Genomic DNA, 18,715 nt, shown 5'->3' with positions numbered 1-18,715 from the left:
AAAGTCTAAACTTAATACTGCACTAATTAAGGTAGTTTTAGGTTTGGTAAGTAGGTGATTCCGATGGGGATAAGTCTGTTTCCAATCAATATCTGCGACCTGTCGTATTTGCTTATTTTGTCTTTGGCAATAATGAAGGCACGATGGGTACGTAAAAATTGTTGACTGGGTAAAATGTCGGCGAGTTCGTTAATGGTTATCCGCGAACTTAACAATCTGTTTTCGGTTAAATGGATCTGGGTATAATTTCCAGAAGCCTCGATGTAAAGGATGTCAGCCAATAGAACCTTAACCTGTTCGTAACCATCTTTGATAAAGATAAAATCTGTTTTGTTTTCTGGAGCCTGGTTTCTAAGGTCGAACAGTTCTTTGGCTTTGTTACAGGCTTTTAAAAACCTCGAAAGGGAAAAAGGTTTTAGCAAGTAATCTACAGCATCAAGTTCAAAACTCTGCACAGCGTGTTCACTGTAGGCAGTAGTGAAAATTACCATGGGCGGTTTGCTCAATGCCTTTAAAAAATCGATACCACTGATGTCAGGCATTTTGATATCAAGAAAGATCAGGTCAACTTTGTTTTGTTGAAGATAGCTAATGGCCTCAAAAGCATTGGTAAAGCTGGCTTTTAAGTCAATAAATGGCACTTTTGCAGCATGTGCCGCAACTATATCTAGTGCTATGGGTTCATCATCTATCGCAATCGAGATGATCTATCTTTTTTGGTTGGCTTTCTTTTTGATTTGATAAAGGTGCAAAATAATCATTGATTTTTGTTGAGTACATTGTTCAATTGGCTGTACAGGTCTTCTTTTTCGCTTGGCCGTTTAGCCTTGGCAACCACTAGTTTTCCTTCTTTATCAAAAATAAAATATTGCGGATAATATTCTGCTTTATCTGTTGCATTGGCCAATAGCTCTTTCCAAAAAGGTGCAATGGTCTCCCTGCTCTTGCGCAGATGTACCCCTGTTAAATTATTTACTTTGATAAACTGTCGCCATGAAGGATCCATATTGTCCTCATCCATATCCAGGTATATAAAAACCACTTCTTTGTCTTTAAATTTTGCTTTTAAGGCCGGTAGATAAGCCAATTCTTCTTTACATGGTCCGCACCAGGTTCCCCAAACATCCAGATAAACAACTTTGCCTTTAAAGGCTTTGGTTACCTCATAAATTGAAGTGATTTTTTCGTAGCCATCAATGATCTTGATCTGTGCATTGCGCTCATTTTGTACCAACATGTTATGAAGTGCACCTAATTTGGTATTGATATCATTGATATAGGCACCTTTCGGAAACTTGGTCTTAAAGGCATTGGCTAAGCCCTCAAATTGACGGAGATCTTTATCTATGAATAAACCTATAAGTTGATGGTAATTGTATTGTTCTACCACATTTGCTGGAAAGTTTTTGTTGCTACCGATCCATCGCCAATACGGTTTACCATAATTTTTAACAATAATATTTGCACTATCTAAGCTGATACCGAAATAGGGGATGGGCTCATTTGGTTTGATGTTCTCCTTTTTGATCTGTTTAAAAGCCTTGGTCTCCAGGTAACTTAAGTAATTACGTACAAAGGCGTAGTATTGTGGACCAGCTGGAAATGTTAAGGGTTTAGGGTCGATATTGTCAAAAACCTCAAAAATCAAGCTGTCCATTACGGCTCTGTCCATGGTTTGCGTTCGGGCCAAATCATTGAGGTAATTGTAACTGATGTATTTGAGTTCGGCAGCAATGGCTTGTTTGTCTTTTAAAGCAAGGGAAGAAGATTGTACTTTTGCTATTTTCTCATCGCATTGCGCAAAATAGGGCAGTAATACTTGTTTTTGCAGTTCTTTTAAAGGGAGCTTGGCAAAGCTGTTATCTCCATCATTTGCCATAAAAAAGGGATATTGTTCCAGATCTACAACCTGCATTACCTTGTTTTCTGCTAAAGCTGTACCATTTAAAAGTTTTAAGGTCTTATCATTCTCATTGAGATGAAGAACTAGATTTTTGTTAGGATTTAACAACAAAGTATAGAACTTTCTTTTGAAGATCAGGTTTGCAAATTTTTGTCCTTTAATAGGAAGGTCAATAGAAAATGTACCATTTTTGGTAATTGGGATCCGGATGGAATTTTCTTTATAAAAGCCAGAAATTATCGGGATGTTGATGTTTAATTCTTCCTTACCTGTATAGTTGATGATTTTTCCGCTAAGCCTAAACTGAGCGAAACTGTTCAATGTTACACTGAGTACAATTAGCAAAACGATGGTTCCTTTTATTATAAAGTTCATAATAAGTTTAGTAAATGGTGTACTATTTGGTTAGTTGCGATGAATAATATGTTCCCCATTCTGCCATTGCCCTTGATGTTGCAAAAAGTGGGTTTTGTTGATGGTCTGCTAAAGGTGTCAGGTAAATAAACAGCCTTAAATTTTTGATTTTATGGGTTCCCAATACTCGGTTAAGCCGATTAAAGCCACCTACAATATTGTCTGTTTCATTTGCTCCTGCACTTAAAAAGAGAAATGATTTTTTGATAGCGGTTTTTGCTTTTGCAAAATCGGCTATTTTGTTGATCATGCTATCATTGAAACGCCATACGGGTGTGCTATAACAAAAACGGGCATTAAAGAGGTCTGGCTTTTCCAATAAAGAATATAGCACAAATAACCCTCCTCTAGAATGTCCGCTCAAAGTTCTGTAACCATTAGATCGATAGTTTTGCTCTATTTTGGGGATCAGCTCCTTCTCAATAAAGGATAAAAAAAGATTGGCCTCCCCAAAAGGGCTTTTATTGTCCTCAGTTTCAGTTTGCATAAAAGGAGGGGTTTGGTCCCTATTTCTGTTGCCTTTTGAATTAAGGATACCTACTACAATGCATTCGGGCATAAGGTTGGCCGCTGCCAAAACCGAGATCTTGTCTGAAGTATGTTGGTCTTGGGCGGTGCCGTCCAATACATACATTACAGGATATTTTTTATCCACTTCCTTAAAATAGTTTAAGGGCAGGTGTACAATTATCCTTCTTTTTTCGGCCATAATGGTCGATTGAAATTCAGTGAAGACCAAACTGTCTGTAGGGATTTTAGGTTGGGCCATTGCTGTTTGTGCAATCAATAACAGGATAATAAGTTTCAAAAATCTAGGCATAACAATTCCATATTCATTTAATGGTGAATAAAATAATAGCTTAAAGTGCTTTAGGTGTCTACAATTGTATAGTCAGGTGGATAAAGAACTCCTTGGCACTTTCGCGAATGATCAATTCATGTTTACCTGGATAGAGTAAGGCCAATCTTTGCTTTACGTTGGCCAGCCCAATACCACTTTTTAATTTTTCGGGGTCGTTATCTGGTTTGATATGGATGCTGTTGTGCACATCGAAATACAAGGTGTTTCCTTTGGTCTGTAAGGTTACCTTGATGTGCGATTTTTGTTGTAAACTGATGCCATGTTTAAAAGCGTTTTCTACAAAAGGATCAACAGCATTGGGGTGATCTGCAGGTTGTTCAACTGTTCATCGATCTGGGTTTCGATCACAATATCTGATGACCTGGAGGTTCTTAACTTTTGCAAGGAGATATAGTTTTCCAAATAATCTACATCACGTGTCAACGAGATTTTGTCCTGTACGTTTTCATGTAGCATAAAGCGCATCATGTCGCCAAGCTTCTGGATGCCCTCGCCTGTTCTTTCGGCATTTTCTTGCAGGGCAGTACCATAAAGTGTATTGAGTGCATTGAACAAAAAGTGGGGGTTGATCTGCGACTGTAGAAAACTTAAACTCGCATCAGATTTGCCAAGCTCGGTTCTTAGGCTGGTTAATTCATTGGTATTGGCCAGCCTTCTTTTGTAGATGAACCAAGCCAAAGGGGCACTTACCAATAATTGGGTAGGTAGATGGAACAATGCGGTCACCAATACAGCTTCTCCGCGAGGGTAAAAAAAGAACAAGGAAACTAAACTGATTGGAATGACTAAAAGTAGCGCGATAAAAAATACCTGCCAGAAAAAGGCCTTGAATTTTTTGTTATGAGGGTATAAGTTGGGTAACAGATAATAGATGGAATAGATTATGATGCCAATCGTAGCAAAGATCACCAAGGTCCAGACCACACAGATCTCGAAAGCAGAATTTGAGGATACCCAAAGGAGTAGGCCAACCAGCCAAAAGGCAAGGCCAACAGCAATGTCAACCTTCATCTGGTTTTGGCTTTCCATGTTTTTGTGTTTATTTGCCATCAGGTAGAGGGTCAATTCCCTCATTAATCCATAGGCCGAGATCAAGATGATCAACCAGATGGCATAACTAAAGGCACTAAAGAAAATACGGTTATAGGCTTGCTGAAGGGTATCATACTCAACAATAAGATAGGCTTGGCTATAGGTTCTGCAGATACCGGTAATGATGCCCGCGCTAATGAAAAGAATAAAGAGGAGGAAATAATTGAGGAGTTCATCCTTCTTTTTGATCAAGGATGGAATGATACAAAAATTGATGAGTAGGAAACTGATGTACAGCAGTGAGTACCTGAACAATTCTGGGATAAAATAATTGGAGAGATAAGAATAGGTGAGCTTGGCATCTTTAAAGTAATAGTAGTCGTAGCCATAACCGTGGTTTCTGTTGTTTACATTGGAAATCAGACTGATAATGGCAAATGCGTAGATGACAGTTGCGGTCCAGAATTCTGCTTTTTGTATATCTTTTAGCTTCATAACGTGAATTTGATCATGCAATTTTAAGCACCATAAATCTACCTATTTTAAAAATGTGATAGACTATAGAAAAAATGTGATGAATGCAAAGAAGTTGGCTAAGCTGATGGTAAAGTTGTAAGTTTTAAGTAAGAATATGAACCAGCGTTAGACATTTAGCCTTCAGACTTCTAACTTAGGCCTTATAATTTACAACTCGAAAAATGACAGTATACGGTATTCCAAATTGCAACACGGTAAAAAAGGCATTAGATTGGTTAAGAGCAAACGAAATCTGTTACGAATTTCATGATTTTAAGAAGAAAGGAGTAACTGCAGCACAATTGACAGATTGGTTCAACATCTTTGGTTGGGAAAAAGTAATCAATAAAAATGGGCTCACCTTTAAAAAACTGAGCAAAGAAGAGCAAGCAGCCATTATTACACCAGATGCCGCCATTGTTTATTTGATGCATAATACCAGCGCCATCAAACGCCCGATTATTGAACAAGACGGGAAAGCAATTTTGTTAGGTTTTAGCGAAGAAGCCTATGAAACACAATTGAAATAACAGCTAATGTTGTGATATCATATTAACTGTAATTATATCATTTAATTGATCTGGAAACGTTTTATTTCTGTTAAATTTTGTTAATTGCAAACATTAAGTTAAAAGGAGTGTTAAATTTGATGATGCTAAAGAAGTTAATATGGTTATTGCTGTTGGTATTACCGACAACCTTGTTTGCGCAAAGTGCCCTAACAGGTAATATATTCGATAATGACAATAGATCTACCTTATTACAGGGTGTAACTGTAAAAAACCTGAGCAACAAAGGTTTTGTATTAACAGATAAAGATGGCCATTTTGCCATTCCTGCTAAAGTTGGCGACCTGATTTCTTTTGGTATGGCTGGTTACGAAACGGATACGGTATATCTTATCAATTTGTTTCCCCGTAACGTTTATTTAAGGGTGCAAGTAAACACTTTAAATACCATCAGTGTAACTACAGCAAAAATATCTCCATATCTAAATTACAAAGACCCAGATGCGAAACCTGCACGAGGAGTAGATTACAGTAAAGATAGAGGAGGTTTAAGGTTAAATCTGGGCTATGGGAAATATAGAAGAGAGCAGGCCAAATTGCAAGAGTTGGAAGAGAATGAAAAATATCAGGACGAGATCAGCAAGAACTTTACGGCAGACTATATCAAAACCCTGCTCAAATTTGAAGGAGAAGACCTCAAGAACTTTATGGCCATGTTTAGACCAACAGTAGGTCAAGTTAAGGCCGAAAGACCTTTTAATTATGCTTACTATACTGTGCAAGCCTACCATTCTTGGCTAAAACTTGCCCCATCCCAACGTAAATTGCCATCGCTTACCAAAAAGACGAATTAGATCAGTTCTTTAGCTGGTCTTTGGCAGTATGGAGTAACATTCTTGCAGATTTATTTGAAACTGACCAATTACGGTTTACCTTTAACAAAAAAACAATAATATGCTTAAATTTATCACTAAACCTATTTTAGGGGCATTGGTAATAGGTGTATGTAGCTTAACCAGCTTTGCACAACAACCTAGTACAACAACGCCACCAACTACCAACTACAGTCCGGCAGAGGCCTTTGGTCCTTTGTTTTATACACAGAATGGAAACGAATATCGTTCTGCAAATGGCGCTCCAGGCGTTAAATACTGGCAGAATAGGGTAGATTACAATATTACTGCAGAATTGGATGAAGCCAAAAATACAGTTAGCGGTAGTGTAACCATTACCTACAAAAACAATAGCCCAGATAAATTGCCGTACCTATGGTTACAATTAGATCAAAATACATTTAAAGAAACCTCACGTGGTTATGCCGTAACACCTGCACGTAGCCGTTATGGTGCGCAGGGCGAAAAATTTAACGGAGGGTACAAGATCAAAGGCGTTAGCGTATCGCAAAAAGCTGCAGCAGTAAAGTTTACCTCATTGGTAGAAGATACACGTATGCAGGTCCGCTTAGACCAACCTATGGCACCAAATGGTGATGTCATTACCATCAAAATCGATTATTCGTATGTGCTGCCAAAAGAAGGTTCTGACAGGACTGGCCATTTGACCACAAAAAATGGGGAGATCTTTGCAATTGCGCAATGGTTCCCACGTATGTGTGTGTATGACGATGTGATCGGATGGAATACCTTGCCTTATTGGGGTGGAGGAGAGTTCTATTGCGAATATGGCGATATTAATTTTGCCATTACTGCACCAGCAAGCCATATTGTAATGGGTTCTGGCGAATTGTTAAACCCACAAGAAGTATTTACGGCAGAGCAATTGAAAAGATGGAATGCAGCAAAACTAAGTGATGCAACAGTACACATCCGTACCGAAGAAGAAGTAACCGATCCTAAATCACGTCCGGCAAAAGATAAACTGACTTGGAAATTTAAGATCGACCAATGCCAGAGATGCAGCTTGGGCTTCATCAAAAGCATTTGTATTGGATGCAGCACGTATCAACCTGCCAAGTGGCAAAAAAGCTTTGGCGGTATCAGCTCAGCCAGTAGAAAGCAATGGAATGGATTCGTACGGTCGTGGTGTTGAATATGTAAAAACAACAATCGAGCATTATTCAAAAACATGGTTCGAGTATCCTTATCCAATGGCTGTTAACGTAGCTACAAACATTGGTGGTATGGAATACCCAGGTATCGTATTTTGTGGTTGGACTGCAAAAAAAGGTACTTGCTTGGGGTGTAATCGATCATGAATTTGGGCATACTTGGTTTCCAATCATCGTAGGTTCTAACGAACGTAAATACGGTTGGATGGACGAAGGTTTCAATACCTTTATCAATGGGATTTCTCAAAAAACCTTTAACAATGGAGAATATGCGCCAAAAAACCCTACAGATATGAACCGTATAGGTAGAGGTGCCATTGGTAATCCACGTACCGAAAACATGATGTTGATGCCTGATGGTATGGCCGAAGGTAATATCGGCACCAATTTGTATAGTAAACCAGGTTGGGCGCTAAATATTTTAAGAGACCAGATTCTAGGTCCAGATCGTTTTGATTATGCCTTTAAACAATACATTAAAAACTGGGCATACAAACATCCAACACCTTTCGATTTCTTCCGTTCAATGGAAAATGGCGCAGGTGAAGATCTTGCTTGGTTCTGGAGAAGCTGGTTCTTGAACAACTGGAAAATGGATCAAGCTATTGGTGATGTGAAAGAAGTTCGTACAGATGGCAACTTAACAGGTTATACCATCCAAGTAAGAAACCTTGAAAAAATGCCAATGCCGATCATCATGAAGGTGACCACCAAAAGTGGCAAAATCCAAACCGTTAAAATTCCGGTTGATGTTTGGATGAAAAATACTGCATGGTTGGTACGTTTCCCAACTACAGAAGAGATCAGCGAAATTGTGCTAGACCCTGACAAAGTATTGCCAGATAGCAATCCTGACAATAACAAATGGCCTGTAACTGCAGCGCCCGCATCAAACTAAAAGAAGGTTTTAGAACATAGATCAATTCCCTCTGGTAAAAGGCCAGAGGGAATTTTTGTTTGGATATAGACTGTTTATCTGTGACGTTACCGCTATATTACTTGATCAAAAGTTCAAATGGCAGATTATGTTTATGGGTCTGGTAATAAGCTATTAATGCTTTTTCTAATTCTACATCATTGGCCATCTGCTCAAAACAAAACTGTCTAATCTTTTCCAGATAAGATGGTTTGTCCTTGAATAGTGGTCTTTCTCTTTTTTCAGCCGCACTTAAATAAGATTTAAAGTTGAGCATAAACGGAGCAGGTTGACCATTTATCTTAAAACTTTCAAAAATGGCTTCAAAACAAAATGCTTCTATCAAAGTGTAATCTTTATCAAAAGCATTTTTTAAACCATTAAGATTAACACATACATAAGAATTGATGGTCGAATCCTTTCTTACACTCTCGCAGTAAAAGAACCTTGAAGCAACCAGCATTAATTCGTTGATGTTTAAGCGGGTTCTTTTAAAGTTGGCGTTTTGAAAAGGGAAGGCCAATTTTGAGAAATACGACATGAATAATGGATCTGTAGCAAGGCTTTGAGTATACAGACTGTTGATTTTTGCCGTGTCTGGATATAAGCTCTCGTAAGTGTTCTGAAACTTGCTTTTGTTGGCAAGGATAAACCTAAAACGCCTTGGGAATTTGCGCATGCCTTCGCCTAATGGCCCAGGACCATCATTTCTTATTTCTGGTGATGTACCTAGATATTTCTCATTTCCTTCTACATAATACCTCATATCCAAACGGAAATAAGCAGCCGGATTTTGAGCTGAACTGCAAAGTGTGGCCATTAGAATGACCAACAATGTGTAATGGTATTTTTTCATCAATGTTTTGTTTTTTAAGCGGGTTTATACCTTGATTGATTTTGATATAAAACTAGGTTCTAAGCCCATCAAACATTAAAATCCGATGTTTAGAATAGCTGAAGAAAAGCTTTAGATTTTATAATGGTAATTTTTGTTTTCACATTTCTTTATCTTTAAACTATGCGTAAACATCAATTGCTCATCAACCAAAGATTTATCATAGACGAGGATCTTCATACCTTAAAGGATATCAAAACAGCTACAACCACACGTTTGGAACTAAGGCTCCTGCTATTGATCTGTCATTTGGCCAAGAACCCAAGAGCAGTTGTTTCCAGAGCACAATTGATCAATGATATATGGGATAATTATGGTGGAGCGGAAGAAGGGCTAAATCAGGCCATATCTGCTTTGAGAAAACTGATGGGAGATACAGATAAAAAGCTGATTGAGACCGTACCTAAAAAAGGTTACATTTTAAACGCTGAGGTAAGTGAAAATCTTAGGTCAAAAAGACCTGTATTGCGTTATGCACTTTTCACTATAGCTTTGATAGCTTTCATCTGGGTGATAACAAAGACCACTTTAAATCAAGAGCACAAGGTACTCAACACAGAACCAGAGGGTACGGCTATAGACACTACTTATCAAAAAAAAGAGTTGGATAGCCTAAGGAGAGCGGACTCGCTCAAAAAAGTGAGCAAACAGTAGTACATCATCAGCATTTCCATCGTCTTGATCTAAGCGACTAATAGTTTCCGATACATATTAATATTAGCTACGTCTCACCTTTGCCGTTTGCCTTAAACCTTTTACCTTTGTAGCATGGTAGTGAAAGAACAAAAAAATAACCCTTTGCATGGATTGACACTTGAATTTATCGTGAAGCAACTGTTTTTTCATTACGGATGGGAAGAAATGGGCAACTTGGTCAATATATCTTGTTTTAAAAACAATCCTTCCCTAAAATCTAGTCTTAAATTTCTACGCAAGACAGATTGGGCCAGAAAAAAGGTCGAAAAATTATACCTCAATACTTTTCATTAACAATCAGGTCTTTTCTTTATTCTTACCCTAGGTTTGACTGTTAAAAAGCGTTAAAAAATACCATGCTAAAAATCTGTTGGTTAGCTTTGAATAATGAGGTTAAAGATTTTAAGTGCCCTAATTCTTTTGATGGTCTTTAGCATAGGTGTGCGGGGGCAAGTTACTGGGCTTGTATTCGATCGTCAATCGAGAAAGCCAATGGATAAGGTAGATGTGTTTAACCTCAACAATAAAACGCAGGCCCTAAGCAATGCCAAAGGCGAGTTTAGTATTAAGGCAGCTGTAAACGATCTTTTGGTATTCAGTTCGCCAGGCTATAGGCCAGATACCCTGCTACTCGTCGACCTAAAGCCCTTAAGAAGATATCTGGAGATTGCCGTGAATACTTTAAATACAATAGCTGTTGTCGAAAAAATGGACATCAAAAAACAATATGCCCAAACTTTTAACAAGGCAAATGGAGTGCTGTTGCAGCAGGGAAGAGGGTTGTTGCTCTACCCATCAACTTTATTTAGTAGAGAAGGTAGGCAGGCGCGTTACTTTAAACGGATGCTGAAGCGTGAAGAAACAGAAAAGAAAATTGACAAGAGGTTTAACATCAAGACCATTACGGCCTTATTGCCAATCAAACAGCCTGAATTGGATGCTTATATGTTGCTTTACAGGCCGAGTCTAAAATTTGTGTCCAAAACAAGTGAGGCCGATTTTAAACTTTACTTAATGGATTCTTACAGTAAATTTAAGTTGTTGCCACCAGAAAAAAGAGTTTTACCTTCGCTTAAAATAGAAGATATTCAGTAGATTAGCTTGTATTCTTACATAGTTAAAATTTACGCACTTGAAATTTCAATCTAAATTAGTTCTCGTACTCATCATGGTTATGTTTTTTGGTTTCAAAGCCGATCAACATGCCAAAAAACCTATTGTTCTTGTTTTTTCTTTAACAAAAGGCTATCGACATGCCTCAATTGAGGATGGAATTGCTGCCATTAAAAAAATGGGCTTGGCTCAGGGTTTTGACATAGATACAACTGAAAGTGTAACTGTATTTACGGCAGACAACCTCAAAAAATACAAAGCCCTCATCTTTTTAAACCCCACCGGTTCAAATATTTTTAACGACCAACAGAAACAAGCCCTGAAACAATACATTAACAATGGTGGTGGTTATGTGGGTGTCCATGCCGCCAGCGATTGTAGTTTTGAATGGGAGTGGTATGGTAAAATGGTTGGTGGTTTTTTCGAGAGCCATCCCAAAATACAAGAGGCAAAACTGAATATTATAGCACCAAAAAATAAAATGGTAAAAGGATTGCCCCAGCCTTGGGTGCATAAAGACGAATGGTATAACTTCAAATCTTTTAATACGGATGTTAAGGTATTGATCAAAGTAGACGAAACGTCTTATCAGGGGGGCAATATGAAAAATGACCATCCCATTAGTTGGTACCATGAATTTGAAGGTGGAAGAATTTTTTATACCGCCTTGGGGCATACCAAAGAATGTTATACAGACCCAATATTTCTCAATCATTTATGGGCTGGGCTAAAATGGGCCATGCATTAAGTGGGCAATTCAACAAAAAACAAACGGTGAACTTAACTTCATTAAATCTTCATTTTGGATATGGAACTTAGTACTGTTAATTATAACAATAACTTAAATCATAAAAAAATGAAAACAATTAAAGTTTTAATGATCGCTCTAGTTGCTGCTTTTGCAGTAAATACTGTTAATGCACAAACAGCACCTGCTAAACCAGCAGCAAAAACTGAAAAACCAGCTGCTAAAAAAGAAGAAAAGAAAGAAGAAAAAGCGGAGAAAAAAGCCGCAAAAGCTGAGAAAAAAGCACATAAAAAACACGAGGCTAAAAAACCAGCTGATAAAAAATAGGTTTTAGGTAAGGATTTTGTTAGTTGAACCCTTTGGTAGTAAGCCAAAGGGTTTTTTATGTTGCACTCTTTTTAAGGTCGAGGTAATGGATTCTAGTTGTTTGGTCAAAATGCTCTATGGCATAACGCAGCATGGTTCTGGGCATTGTTGCCGCATATTTGTCAAGAAAGCCGATTAAATATTCGCGTTTACTTTTACCAGCCTCACGGATCCAGCCCCCAACAGCTTTATGGATCAGGTCATGTTTGTCGTTCAATCAACATTTCGGCAATCTTAAAGGTGTCGTCTATGTCTTTTTGCCTGATAAAATAAGCCGTACTTACAATGGCGGTTCTTCTTTCCCAAATATTTGGTGAGCGGGCCAGCTGATATAAGATATCTCTAGGTTGATCTGCCAGATAACCGCCAATCACATGGATGGCCGCCAGATCCACCAAATCCCAATTGTTGATGCGGTCGTGCCTTCTTAAATAGAGGTCATATAGCTCTTTCCTTCTAAACGGTGTGGTTTTTTTGCTTCTAGCCTGTTTGTCCATGATACTCAATGCGCCTGCCCTAACTTCATGTATTGGGCTTTCCATCAGTGTTTCTATCTCCGTTGGTTCCATGGCGATAAATTCTTTTGCCAATGCAAATACTTCGCCCATTTTAACACCCATAAACGCATCATCTGCACCATATTCATCCTTTTCGCTTTTGAAATAACGTTTGATTTTGGCCAACTCCACATCAGATTGATATGTTTTTAAACGTTCGATAAATTGTGCTGCGGTACTATGGTTCATAATTGGACAAATGAAGATTTCATGGAACTTTAATTTTGGTTAACGAAGATAAAGATTTTAGCTTTGGGGATAAATCAACCTTTATGATCCGGATAAATGACGAAACTCCAATAGAAACCCTACAAGATATCAAAGTTGGAGATATGGTAACTGATGGTTTTAGCAAAACCAGTTTGGTAGAAAGTATTGAAACTTCAGATGATGGTCTGTATAAGGTATATGAGTTTTATTTGGTTACGGGTAGGGTAATTACCACCAAGCGTTAAGCTTTTTTACCCATAAATTTATTGAAAGCAATTAACAAAAAACCAACTACCACAAAAGCGATCACCATAAAGCCAGAATTGATAAATACCTTTTGGTAGCCAAATTTGCTAACATTTAAAAAGGGGTAGGGGTACCAACCCATCAAATGCCCACGAATTAAGGAATAGATAAGGTAGGCCAGTGGGAAATAGGCCCAAACGATACCATCTTTCCAATGTAGTGTTCCCTTTGGGATAAACACCAACCAATATACTACATAAAGCAAAGGAACAGCAACATGTAAGAGGTTGTCGGCAACCAATTGCCAGCCTTTAGGTTCCCATATGCCTCTTAAAACCAAATTATAAACCAGGCCAACGATAAATATGTAAAGGGCAATGGCAGATTGTACACCAATTGAGGAAAAATACCTGCCTAATGCTGTACGGGGCAATAAAGTAGAACTGGTAAGACCAACTGCAACCAGTATATTGCTTAAAATGGTAAAGTAGCTGAAAAAGTTCATGTAACTTTCAGTTGTGATCAACAGCTGTAGGATAAGGGCGAACCAAGCAATGAATGCTAAAACGATTCCTAAAAACCTCTTGTTGTCAGATTGTGTAGTTGTGGTAGTCATGAGCGCTTGAGTTAATTTATAACTAAAATACATTAATTTTTAATTAATCTCATTTCATTGAACGTTGATTTTCAATCATTTCAAAACCTCAGGATTTGCAATATTTGAAGGTAATCCATTGATGAAATTAATGACATTCTCAAAGGCCTTATTGAAATACAATTCATAACTATTCAGCTCCACATAGCCCAAATGTGGCGTGCAAACTACATTTGGTAACTGTAAAAGTTCAAATTTGGGGTCGTAGATCGGTTCTTGCTCAAAAACATCAATTCCAGCAAACCCAGGTCTTCCCTTTTTTAATGCCTTTAAGAGTGCACCTTTTTCAATCAACTCAGCTCTAGCGGTATTGATCAATGCAGCCGAAGTTTGCATCAGCGCAAGGTCTGTTGCTTTGACAATGCCAAAAGTTTGGTCGTTTAAACGAAGATGCAGTGAAATGATATCCGCCGTTGCGAAAAAAGCTTCTTTTGTTAAGGCAGCCTCAAAACCATCGGCTACCGCATTTGCCCTTGATGTGGTACTGCCCCATACCATTACTTTTGCTCCGAAAACTTTAGCATATTGTGCAATCATTTTTCCGATCTTGCCATAGCCCCAAATTCCGATTGTTTTTCCATGTACGGTTGAACCGATATTGACCTGCCATTCTCCGTTTTTCATTCCTTCAATTGCTTGGGGGATTTTTCGTACAACATTCATAAGTAAAATCCAAGTCAATTCTGCAGGGGCGATAGGCGAGCCAATTCCTTCTGCAACAGCTACTTTATACTGGGTGCAGGCACTGAGGTCTAAATGATTAGAAATCTTTCCGGTCTGACTGATCAGTTTTAATTTTGGAAGCTTGGCAAGCAACTGGGCGCTGATTTGTGTCCTTTCTCTTGTTAATATTATGATTTCAACATCTTTAACCAGTTCAGAAAGACGGTCAATATCTTTTTCTGTGTGATGCAGTATCGTTACGTGTTGACCAGCTAAGCGTTTAAAGCAGTCGAGTGAGTGCACAACATTTTGATAATCGTCTAGGATGGCTATCTTCATATAGGTATAAAGTTATCCAAATCATCAGATCATACAAAACCCATATCTTTTTATTGATTCGTTTGAAGGCTAACTTCAATATAAATAGACAAGTGTAGCGTTTTGGCCTTTGTACTCGTTATATATAAATAGTATTCGATTTAGAATTTTCACACCATTTCAACCCTCAAATATGAAAAAGGCCATACTTCTTACCTGTACATTGGTTTTAATGCTAATGATCGGTTCTTGCGAAAAAGGAAAGATTAAAAACTTAAATAGCGTTGGTTATGGTACTTCTTTTGGGGAATGTATGGGATACTGTTACAATGACCTTTTGATCAGCGGCTCAAAAGTTACCTTTTCTAAAACGCAAAGGATTCCAAAAGATACCAAAACCTGTACCAAGGCCATTACCGAGAGCGGGGTAAATGAAATCAAAGATTTACTGAACAAGGACAAAATAGCCAAATTGCCCAAAACAATTGGCTGTCCTGATTGTGCAGATGGTGGAGCAGAGTGGATCACTATTGATGCTGATGGAAAACAATACAAAGTTACCTTTGAGTATGGTAAAGCACCAAAAGAACTGAAAGCCGCTGTCGAAAAATTGAAGGCACTTAAAGAATCATTCAATGGCTGCAACTAAACTAATTCTTCAAAAGCATTCGCCGTTTGGGTATTTTTAAGTCTTTAACAAAGTCTAGTCATTTTATAGTGTTGGCTTACATCAAATGATGTTCTAAGTCTCAGTGTGTTAACAAAGAATTAAGAAATATCACTTAATTTAAAAAACTCACACAAACCCTTGATTATCACAAAATAAGTTCCTACTTTTGCAGTCCCTTAATGTGGCCTCGTTGTAGGCTGGCCATTAAGGAAGTTTTTTAAATAAAAATAGTAGAAACAAAAAGCAAGAAATGCCAACCATTCAACAATTAGTTAGAAAAGGTAGAGTAGCACTGGAGTTCAAGAGTAAGTCTCCGGCGTTGGACAGCTGTCCACAGCGAAGAGGTGTATGTACACGTGTATATACTACTACCCCTAAAAAACCAAACTCAGCAATGCGTAAAGTTGCCCGTGTACGTTTAACCAATGGAAAAGAGGTGAATGCCTATATTCCTGGAGAAGGTCACAACTTACAAGAGCACTCGATCGTGTTGATCCGTGGTGGTCGTGTTAAAGATTTGCCAGGTGTACGTTACCACATCATCCGTGGTGCATTAGATACATCAGGTGTAGCTGGTCGTAACCAACGTCGTAGTAAATATGGTACTAAGCGTCCTAAGCCAGGACAAGTTGCTGCAGCACCAACAAAAGGTAAAAAGAAATAATTAGGAGGAAACAGACATGAGAAAATCAAAACCAAAAAAGAGAATTATCCTTCCTGATCCTAAATTTAACGATGTTCAGGTGACCAGATTTGTAAACAATATGATGTTTGACGGTAAAAAATCTATCGCTTACTCTATTTTTTATGATGCAGTTGAATTGGCTGAGAAAAAAGCTGGTGAGAACGGATTAGAAGTATTTAAACGTGCTTTATCAAATATTATGCCTGCAGTAGAGGTTAAATCTCGTCGTGTGGGTGGTGCAAACTTCCAAGTACCTACAGAGGTAAGACCTGACCGTAAAATTGCTTTAGGCATGAAATGGTTAATCTCTTACGCTCGTAAACGTGGTGAAAAAACCATGAAAGAAAAATTAGCAGGTGAAATCGTTTCAGCAGCTAAAGGTGAAGGTGCAGCAGTTAAAAAGAAAGAAGATACGCATAAAATGGCTGAGGCTAACAAAGCGTTCTCACATTTCCGTTTCTAATTAGAGCAAACATATTATAATGTCAAGAGATTTAAGATTTACAAGAAATATCGGGATTGCTGCTCACATTGATGCGGGTAAAACCACAACAACAGAGCGTATTCTTTATTATGCAGGTGTTAGTCACAAAATTGGTGAGGTGCACGAAGGTGCTGCAACAATGGACTGGATGGCACAAGAGCAAGAGCGTGGTATTACCATTACTTCTGCTGCTACAACTGTTAATTGGAAATACAGAAACCAGAATTATCATATCAACATTATCGATACACCAGGACACGTGGATTTTACCGTAGAGGTAAACCGTTCGTTACGTGTATTAGATGGTTTGGTGTTTTTATTCTCGGCGGTTGATGGTGTTGAGCCTCAATCTGAAACCAACTGGCGTTTAGCTAACAACTATAGTGTTGCACGTATCGGTTTCGTTAATAAAATGGACCGTTCTGGAGCAGACTTCTTAAAAGTTGTTAAACAAGTTAAAGATATGTTAGGTAGCAATGCAGTTCCTTTGCAATTACCTATCGGTTCTGAAGATACTTTTAAAGGTGTGGTTGATTTGATCAACAACCGTGGTATCGTTTGGAACGAGCATGATAAAGGGATGACCTTTACCGAAGTGCCAATTCCAGAAGATATGTTAGATGAGGTTGCTGAGTGGAGAGAGAAATTATTGGAATCTGTTGCTGAGTATGATGAGAGCTTAATGGAGAAATTCTTCGAAGCTCCAGAAACGATTACTGAGCGTGAGGTTTTAGATGCTTTGCGTCAAGCTGTATTAGATGCTAAAATTGTACCAATGGTTTGTGGTTCATCTTTCAAAAACAAAGGTGTACAAACCATGCTTGATTATGTGATGGAATTATTGCCTTCACCTATGGATAGCGAAGGTGTAGTAGGTACTAATCCAGAAACTGGTGAAGAGATCTTACGTAAACCTGATGAAAAAGAGCCGTTTGCAGCTTTAGCTTTTAAAATTGCGACAGATCCTTTCGTAGGTCGTTTATGTTTCATCCGTGTTTATTCAGGTAACCTAGAAGCTGGTTCATACGTTTATAATACACGTTCTGAAAACAAAGAGCGTATTTCTCGTATCTTCCAAATGCACGCTAACAAGCAAAACCCAATCCCTAACGTAGGTGCTGGTGATATTGCTGCGGTAGTAGGCTTTAAAGATATCAAAACTGGAGATACACTTTGCGAAGAGAAAAACCCAATCATCCTTGAATCAATGAACTTCCCTGAGCCAGTAATTGGTTTGGCAATTGAGCCTAAAACTCAAGCAGACGTTGATAAATTAGGTATGGCTTTAGGTAAATTAGCTGAAGAAGATCCAACGTTTAGAGTTCAAACTGACGAAGAAACTGGTCAAACAGTAATTTCAGGTATGGGTGAGCTTCACTTAGATATTTTAATTGACCGTTTAAAACGCGAATTTAAAGTAGAAGTTAACCAAGGTGCACCGCAAGTTGCTTACAAAGAAGCAATCTTTGGTTCAACTCAACACCGTGAAACTTATAAAAAACAATCTGGTGGTCGTGGTAAGTTTGCTGATATCCAAGTTGTGATTTCGCCAATCGATAGCGATTACGAAAAAGGTGGTCTTCAATTTGTGAACGAAATTACAGGTGGTTCAATCCCTCGTGAGTTTATCCCTTCTGTAGAGAAAGGTTTTGCTTCGGCAATGGCTAACGGTGTATTGGCTGGTTATCCACTACCTGATATGAAAGTTCGCTTGATTGATGGTTCATTCCATGCGGTCGATTCAGATGCATTGTCATTTGAGCTTGCAGCTAGAATGGCTTATCGTGAAGCATTACCAAAATGTAAACCTACATTGATGGAGCCAATCATGAAAATCGAGTCTTAACCCCTGAAGAAAACATGGGTGATGTAATCGGTGACATGAACCGTCGTCGTGGTCAACTTTTAGGTATGGACACCCGTAATGGTTCTCAAGTAATTAAAGCAACTGTGCCTTTGTCAGAAATGTTTGGTTATGTAACTCAGTTACGTACAATCACTTCTGGACGTGCAACTTCTACAATGGAATTTGACCATTATGAAGCAGCGCCTAAAAACGTACAGGATGAGGTAATTGCGAAATCAAAAGGTAAAGTTAAGTCTGAAGACTAACATTGAGGTATAAGGTAAAAGGCGTAAGGTAATAGGTTTTAAAACCCTAAACCTTATGCCTTAACCCATTCACCTTT

The 18,715-nt window shown here is 38.3% G+C and carries 23 protein-coding genes and 1 pseudogene; 14 read left to right on the top strand and 10 right to left on the bottom strand.

Annotated features, from left to right (window positions below; all coding sequences use genetic code 11):
* Positions 1–26: 26 nt before the first annotated feature.
* The 5 genes from ACFJIZ_RS12115 to ACFJIZ_RS12095 form a co-directional block, all read right to left on the bottom strand.
* Positions 27–692 (bottom strand): LytR/AlgR family response regulator transcription factor, encoded by a 666-nt coding sequence (locus tag ACFJIZ_RS12115; RefSeq protein WP_379094018.1) that lies wholly within the window; start codon positions 690–692, stop codon positions 27–29.
* A 65-nt stretch (positions 693–757) separates the two neighbouring features.
* Positions 758–2,278 (bottom strand): TlpA family protein disulfide reductase, encoded by a 1,521-nt coding sequence (locus ACFJIZ_RS12110; protein WP_379084185.1) that lies wholly within the window; start codon positions 2,276–2,278, stop codon positions 758–760.
* Between the two features lie 22 nt (positions 2,279–2,300).
* A complete protein-coding gene (locus tag ACFJIZ_RS12105; protein WP_379084182.1) occupies positions 2,301–3,125 on the bottom strand; it encodes an alpha/beta hydrolase in 825 nt (274 codons plus the stop codon).
* 70 nt (positions 3,126–3,195) lie between these two features.
* Positions 3,196–3,378 (bottom strand): hypothetical protein, encoded by a 183-nt coding sequence (locus tag ACFJIZ_RS12100; RefSeq protein WP_379084179.1) that lies wholly within the window; start codon positions 3,376–3,378, stop codon positions 3,196–3,198.
* 77 nt (positions 3,379–3,455) lie between these two features.
* Entirely contained in the window at positions 3,456–4,706 is a 1,251-nt protein-coding gene (locus ACFJIZ_RS12095; protein WP_379084176.1) for a histidine kinase, read from the bottom strand.
* Between the two features lie 203 nt (positions 4,707–4,909).
* On the opposite strand from ACFJIZ_RS12095, the gene ACFJIZ_RS12090 reads away from it, so the two are divergent.
* The 4 genes from ACFJIZ_RS12090 to ACFJIZ_RS12075 all read left to right on the top strand — a co-directional run bounded on the left by ACFJIZ_RS12090 (position 4,910) and on the right by ACFJIZ_RS12075 (position 8,202).
* Positions 4,910–5,257 (top strand): Spx/MgsR family RNA polymerase-binding regulatory protein, encoded by a 348-nt coding sequence (locus ACFJIZ_RS12090; protein ID WP_379084173.1) that lies wholly within the window; start codon positions 4,910–4,912, stop codon positions 5,255–5,257.
* 119 nt (positions 5,258–5,376) lie between these two features.
* Positions 5,377–6,090 (top strand): hypothetical protein, encoded by a 714-nt coding sequence (locus ACFJIZ_RS12085; RefSeq protein WP_379084170.1) that lies wholly within the window; start codon positions 5,377–5,379, stop codon positions 6,088–6,090.
* 100 nt (positions 6,091–6,190) lie between these two features.
* A complete protein-coding gene (locus ACFJIZ_RS12080) occupies positions 6,191–7,285 on the top strand; it encodes a hypothetical protein (RefSeq protein WP_379084167.1) in 1,095 nt (364 codons plus the stop codon).
* Positions 7,286–7,371: 86 nt separating this feature from the next.
* Positions 7,372–8,202 carry a M1 family aminopeptidase gene (locus ACFJIZ_RS12075; protein ID WP_379084164.1) on the top strand — a complete coding sequence of 277 codons (831 nt, stop codon included), beginning with the start codon at positions 7,372–7,374 and terminating at the stop codon, positions 8,200–8,202.
* Positions 8,203–8,299: 97 nt separating this feature from the next.
* Here ACFJIZ_RS12075 and ACFJIZ_RS12070 read toward each other — a convergent pair whose 3' ends face one another.
* On the bottom strand, positions 8,300–9,076 hold the full coding sequence (locus ACFJIZ_RS12070) for a hypothetical protein (RefSeq protein WP_379084161.1): 777 nt from the start codon (positions 9,074–9,076) through the stop codon (positions 8,300–8,302).
* A gap of 162 nt (positions 9,077–9,238) precedes the next feature.
* Here ACFJIZ_RS12070 and ACFJIZ_RS12065 point away from each other — a divergent pair, with 162 nt between their 5' ends.
* The 5 genes from ACFJIZ_RS12065 to ACFJIZ_RS12045 all read left to right on the top strand — a co-directional run bounded on the left by ACFJIZ_RS12065 (position 9,239) and on the right by ACFJIZ_RS12045 (position 11,999).
* Positions 9,239–9,769, top strand: a complete 531-nt coding sequence (locus ACFJIZ_RS12065) for a transcriptional regulator (protein ID WP_379084158.1) — start codon at positions 9,239–9,241, stop codon at positions 9,767–9,769.
* 114 nt (positions 9,770–9,883) lie between these two features.
* Positions 9,884–10,105 (top strand): VF530 family DNA-binding protein, encoded by a 222-nt coding sequence (locus tag ACFJIZ_RS12060; protein WP_379084155.1) that lies wholly within the window; start codon positions 9,884–9,886, stop codon positions 10,103–10,105.
* Between the two features lie 93 nt (positions 10,106–10,198).
* The gene (locus tag ACFJIZ_RS12055) at positions 10,199–10,906 is read left to right on the top strand and encodes a hypothetical protein (protein WP_379084152.1); all 708 of its coding nucleotides are present in this window, start codon (positions 10,199–10,201) and stop codon (positions 10,904–10,906) included.
* Between the two features lie 37 nt (positions 10,907–10,943).
* Positions 10,944–11,672 carry a ThuA domain-containing protein gene (locus ACFJIZ_RS12050; RefSeq protein WP_379084149.1) on the top strand — a complete coding sequence of 243 codons (729 nt, stop codon included), beginning with the start codon at positions 10,944–10,946 and terminating at the stop codon, positions 11,670–11,672.
* A gap of 108 nt (positions 11,673–11,780) precedes the next feature.
* On the top strand, positions 11,781–11,999 hold the full coding sequence (locus ACFJIZ_RS12045; protein WP_379084146.1) for a hypothetical protein: 219 nt from the start codon (positions 11,781–11,783) through the stop codon (positions 11,997–11,999).
* A 55-nt stretch (positions 12,000–12,054) separates the two neighbouring features.
* Here ACFJIZ_RS12045 and ACFJIZ_RS12040 read toward each other — a convergent pair whose 3' ends face one another.
* Together ACFJIZ_RS12040 and ACFJIZ_RS12035 are read right to left on the bottom strand one after the other, a co-directional pair.
* The gene (locus ACFJIZ_RS12040) at positions 12,055–12,255 is read right to left on the bottom strand and encodes a DNA alkylation repair protein (RefSeq protein WP_379084142.1); all 201 of its coding nucleotides are present in this window, start codon (positions 12,253–12,255) and stop codon (positions 12,055–12,057) included.
* Positions 12,239–12,784 carry a DNA alkylation repair protein gene (locus ACFJIZ_RS12035; protein WP_379084139.1) on the bottom strand — a complete coding sequence of 182 codons (546 nt, stop codon included), beginning with the start codon at positions 12,782–12,784 and terminating at the stop codon, positions 12,239–12,241. Before ACFJIZ_RS12035 ends, ACFJIZ_RS12040 begins: the two co-directional genes overlap by 17 nt.
* 83 nt (positions 12,785–12,867) lie before the next feature.
* Between ACFJIZ_RS12035 and ACFJIZ_RS12030 the strand changes: the two genes are divergently transcribed.
* A complete protein-coding gene (locus tag ACFJIZ_RS12030) occupies positions 12,868–13,050 on the top strand; it encodes a hypothetical protein (protein WP_379084137.1) in 183 nt (60 codons plus the stop codon).
* Here ACFJIZ_RS12030 and ACFJIZ_RS12025 read toward each other — a convergent pair.
* Both ACFJIZ_RS12025 and ACFJIZ_RS12020 read right to left on the bottom strand, forming a co-directional pair.
* Complete coding sequence (locus ACFJIZ_RS12025; RefSeq protein ID WP_379084134.1) at positions 13,047–13,667, bottom strand: Pr6Pr family membrane protein; 621 nt, start codon at positions 13,665–13,667, stop codon at positions 13,047–13,049. The genes ACFJIZ_RS12030 and ACFJIZ_RS12025 overlap by 4 nt on opposite strands.
* Positions 13,668–13,742: 75 nt before the next feature.
* Positions 13,743–14,708, bottom strand: a complete 966-nt coding sequence (locus tag ACFJIZ_RS12020; protein WP_379084130.1) for a D-2-hydroxyacid dehydrogenase family protein — start codon at positions 14,706–14,708, stop codon at positions 13,743–13,745.
* Positions 14,709–14,880: 172 nt separating this feature from the next.
* On the opposite strand from ACFJIZ_RS12020, the gene ACFJIZ_RS12015 reads away from it, so the two are divergent.
* The 4 genes and pseudogenes from ACFJIZ_RS12015 (at position 14,881) to fusA (ending at position 18,638) form a co-directional block, all read left to right on the top strand.
* Complete coding sequence (locus ACFJIZ_RS12015; RefSeq protein ID WP_379084127.1) at positions 14,881–15,336, top strand: hypothetical protein; 456 nt, start codon at positions 14,881–14,883, stop codon at positions 15,334–15,336.
* 271 nt (positions 15,337–15,607) lie between these two features.
* Positions 15,608–16,021, top strand: a complete 414-nt coding sequence (gene rpsL / locus ACFJIZ_RS12010; protein WP_008244597.1) for a 30S ribosomal protein S12 — start codon at positions 15,608–15,610, stop codon at positions 16,019–16,021.
* Positions 16,022–16,037: 16 nt separating this feature from the next.
* The gene (rpsG, locus tag ACFJIZ_RS12005) at positions 16,038–16,505 is read left to right on the top strand and encodes a 30S ribosomal protein S7 (protein WP_055130492.1); all 468 of its coding nucleotides are present in this window, start codon (positions 16,038–16,040) and stop codon (positions 16,503–16,505) included.
* A gap of 19 nt (positions 16,506–16,524) precedes the next feature.
* Positions 16,525–18,638 (top strand): annotated as a pseudogene (gene fusA, locus ACFJIZ_RS12000) (elongation factor G).
* The last annotated feature ends 77 nt before the right edge of the window (positions 18,639–18,715 follow it).

It is taken from the genome of Pedobacter sp. UC225_65, assembly GCF_042698365.1.
In the GTDB taxonomy this organism is placed as follows: Bacteria; Bacteroidota; Bacteroidia; order Sphingobacteriales; family Sphingobacteriaceae; genus Pedobacter.
Note: the sequence above shows the minus strand (reverse complement) of the source record. Positions and strands in the feature narration are given on the sequence as shown.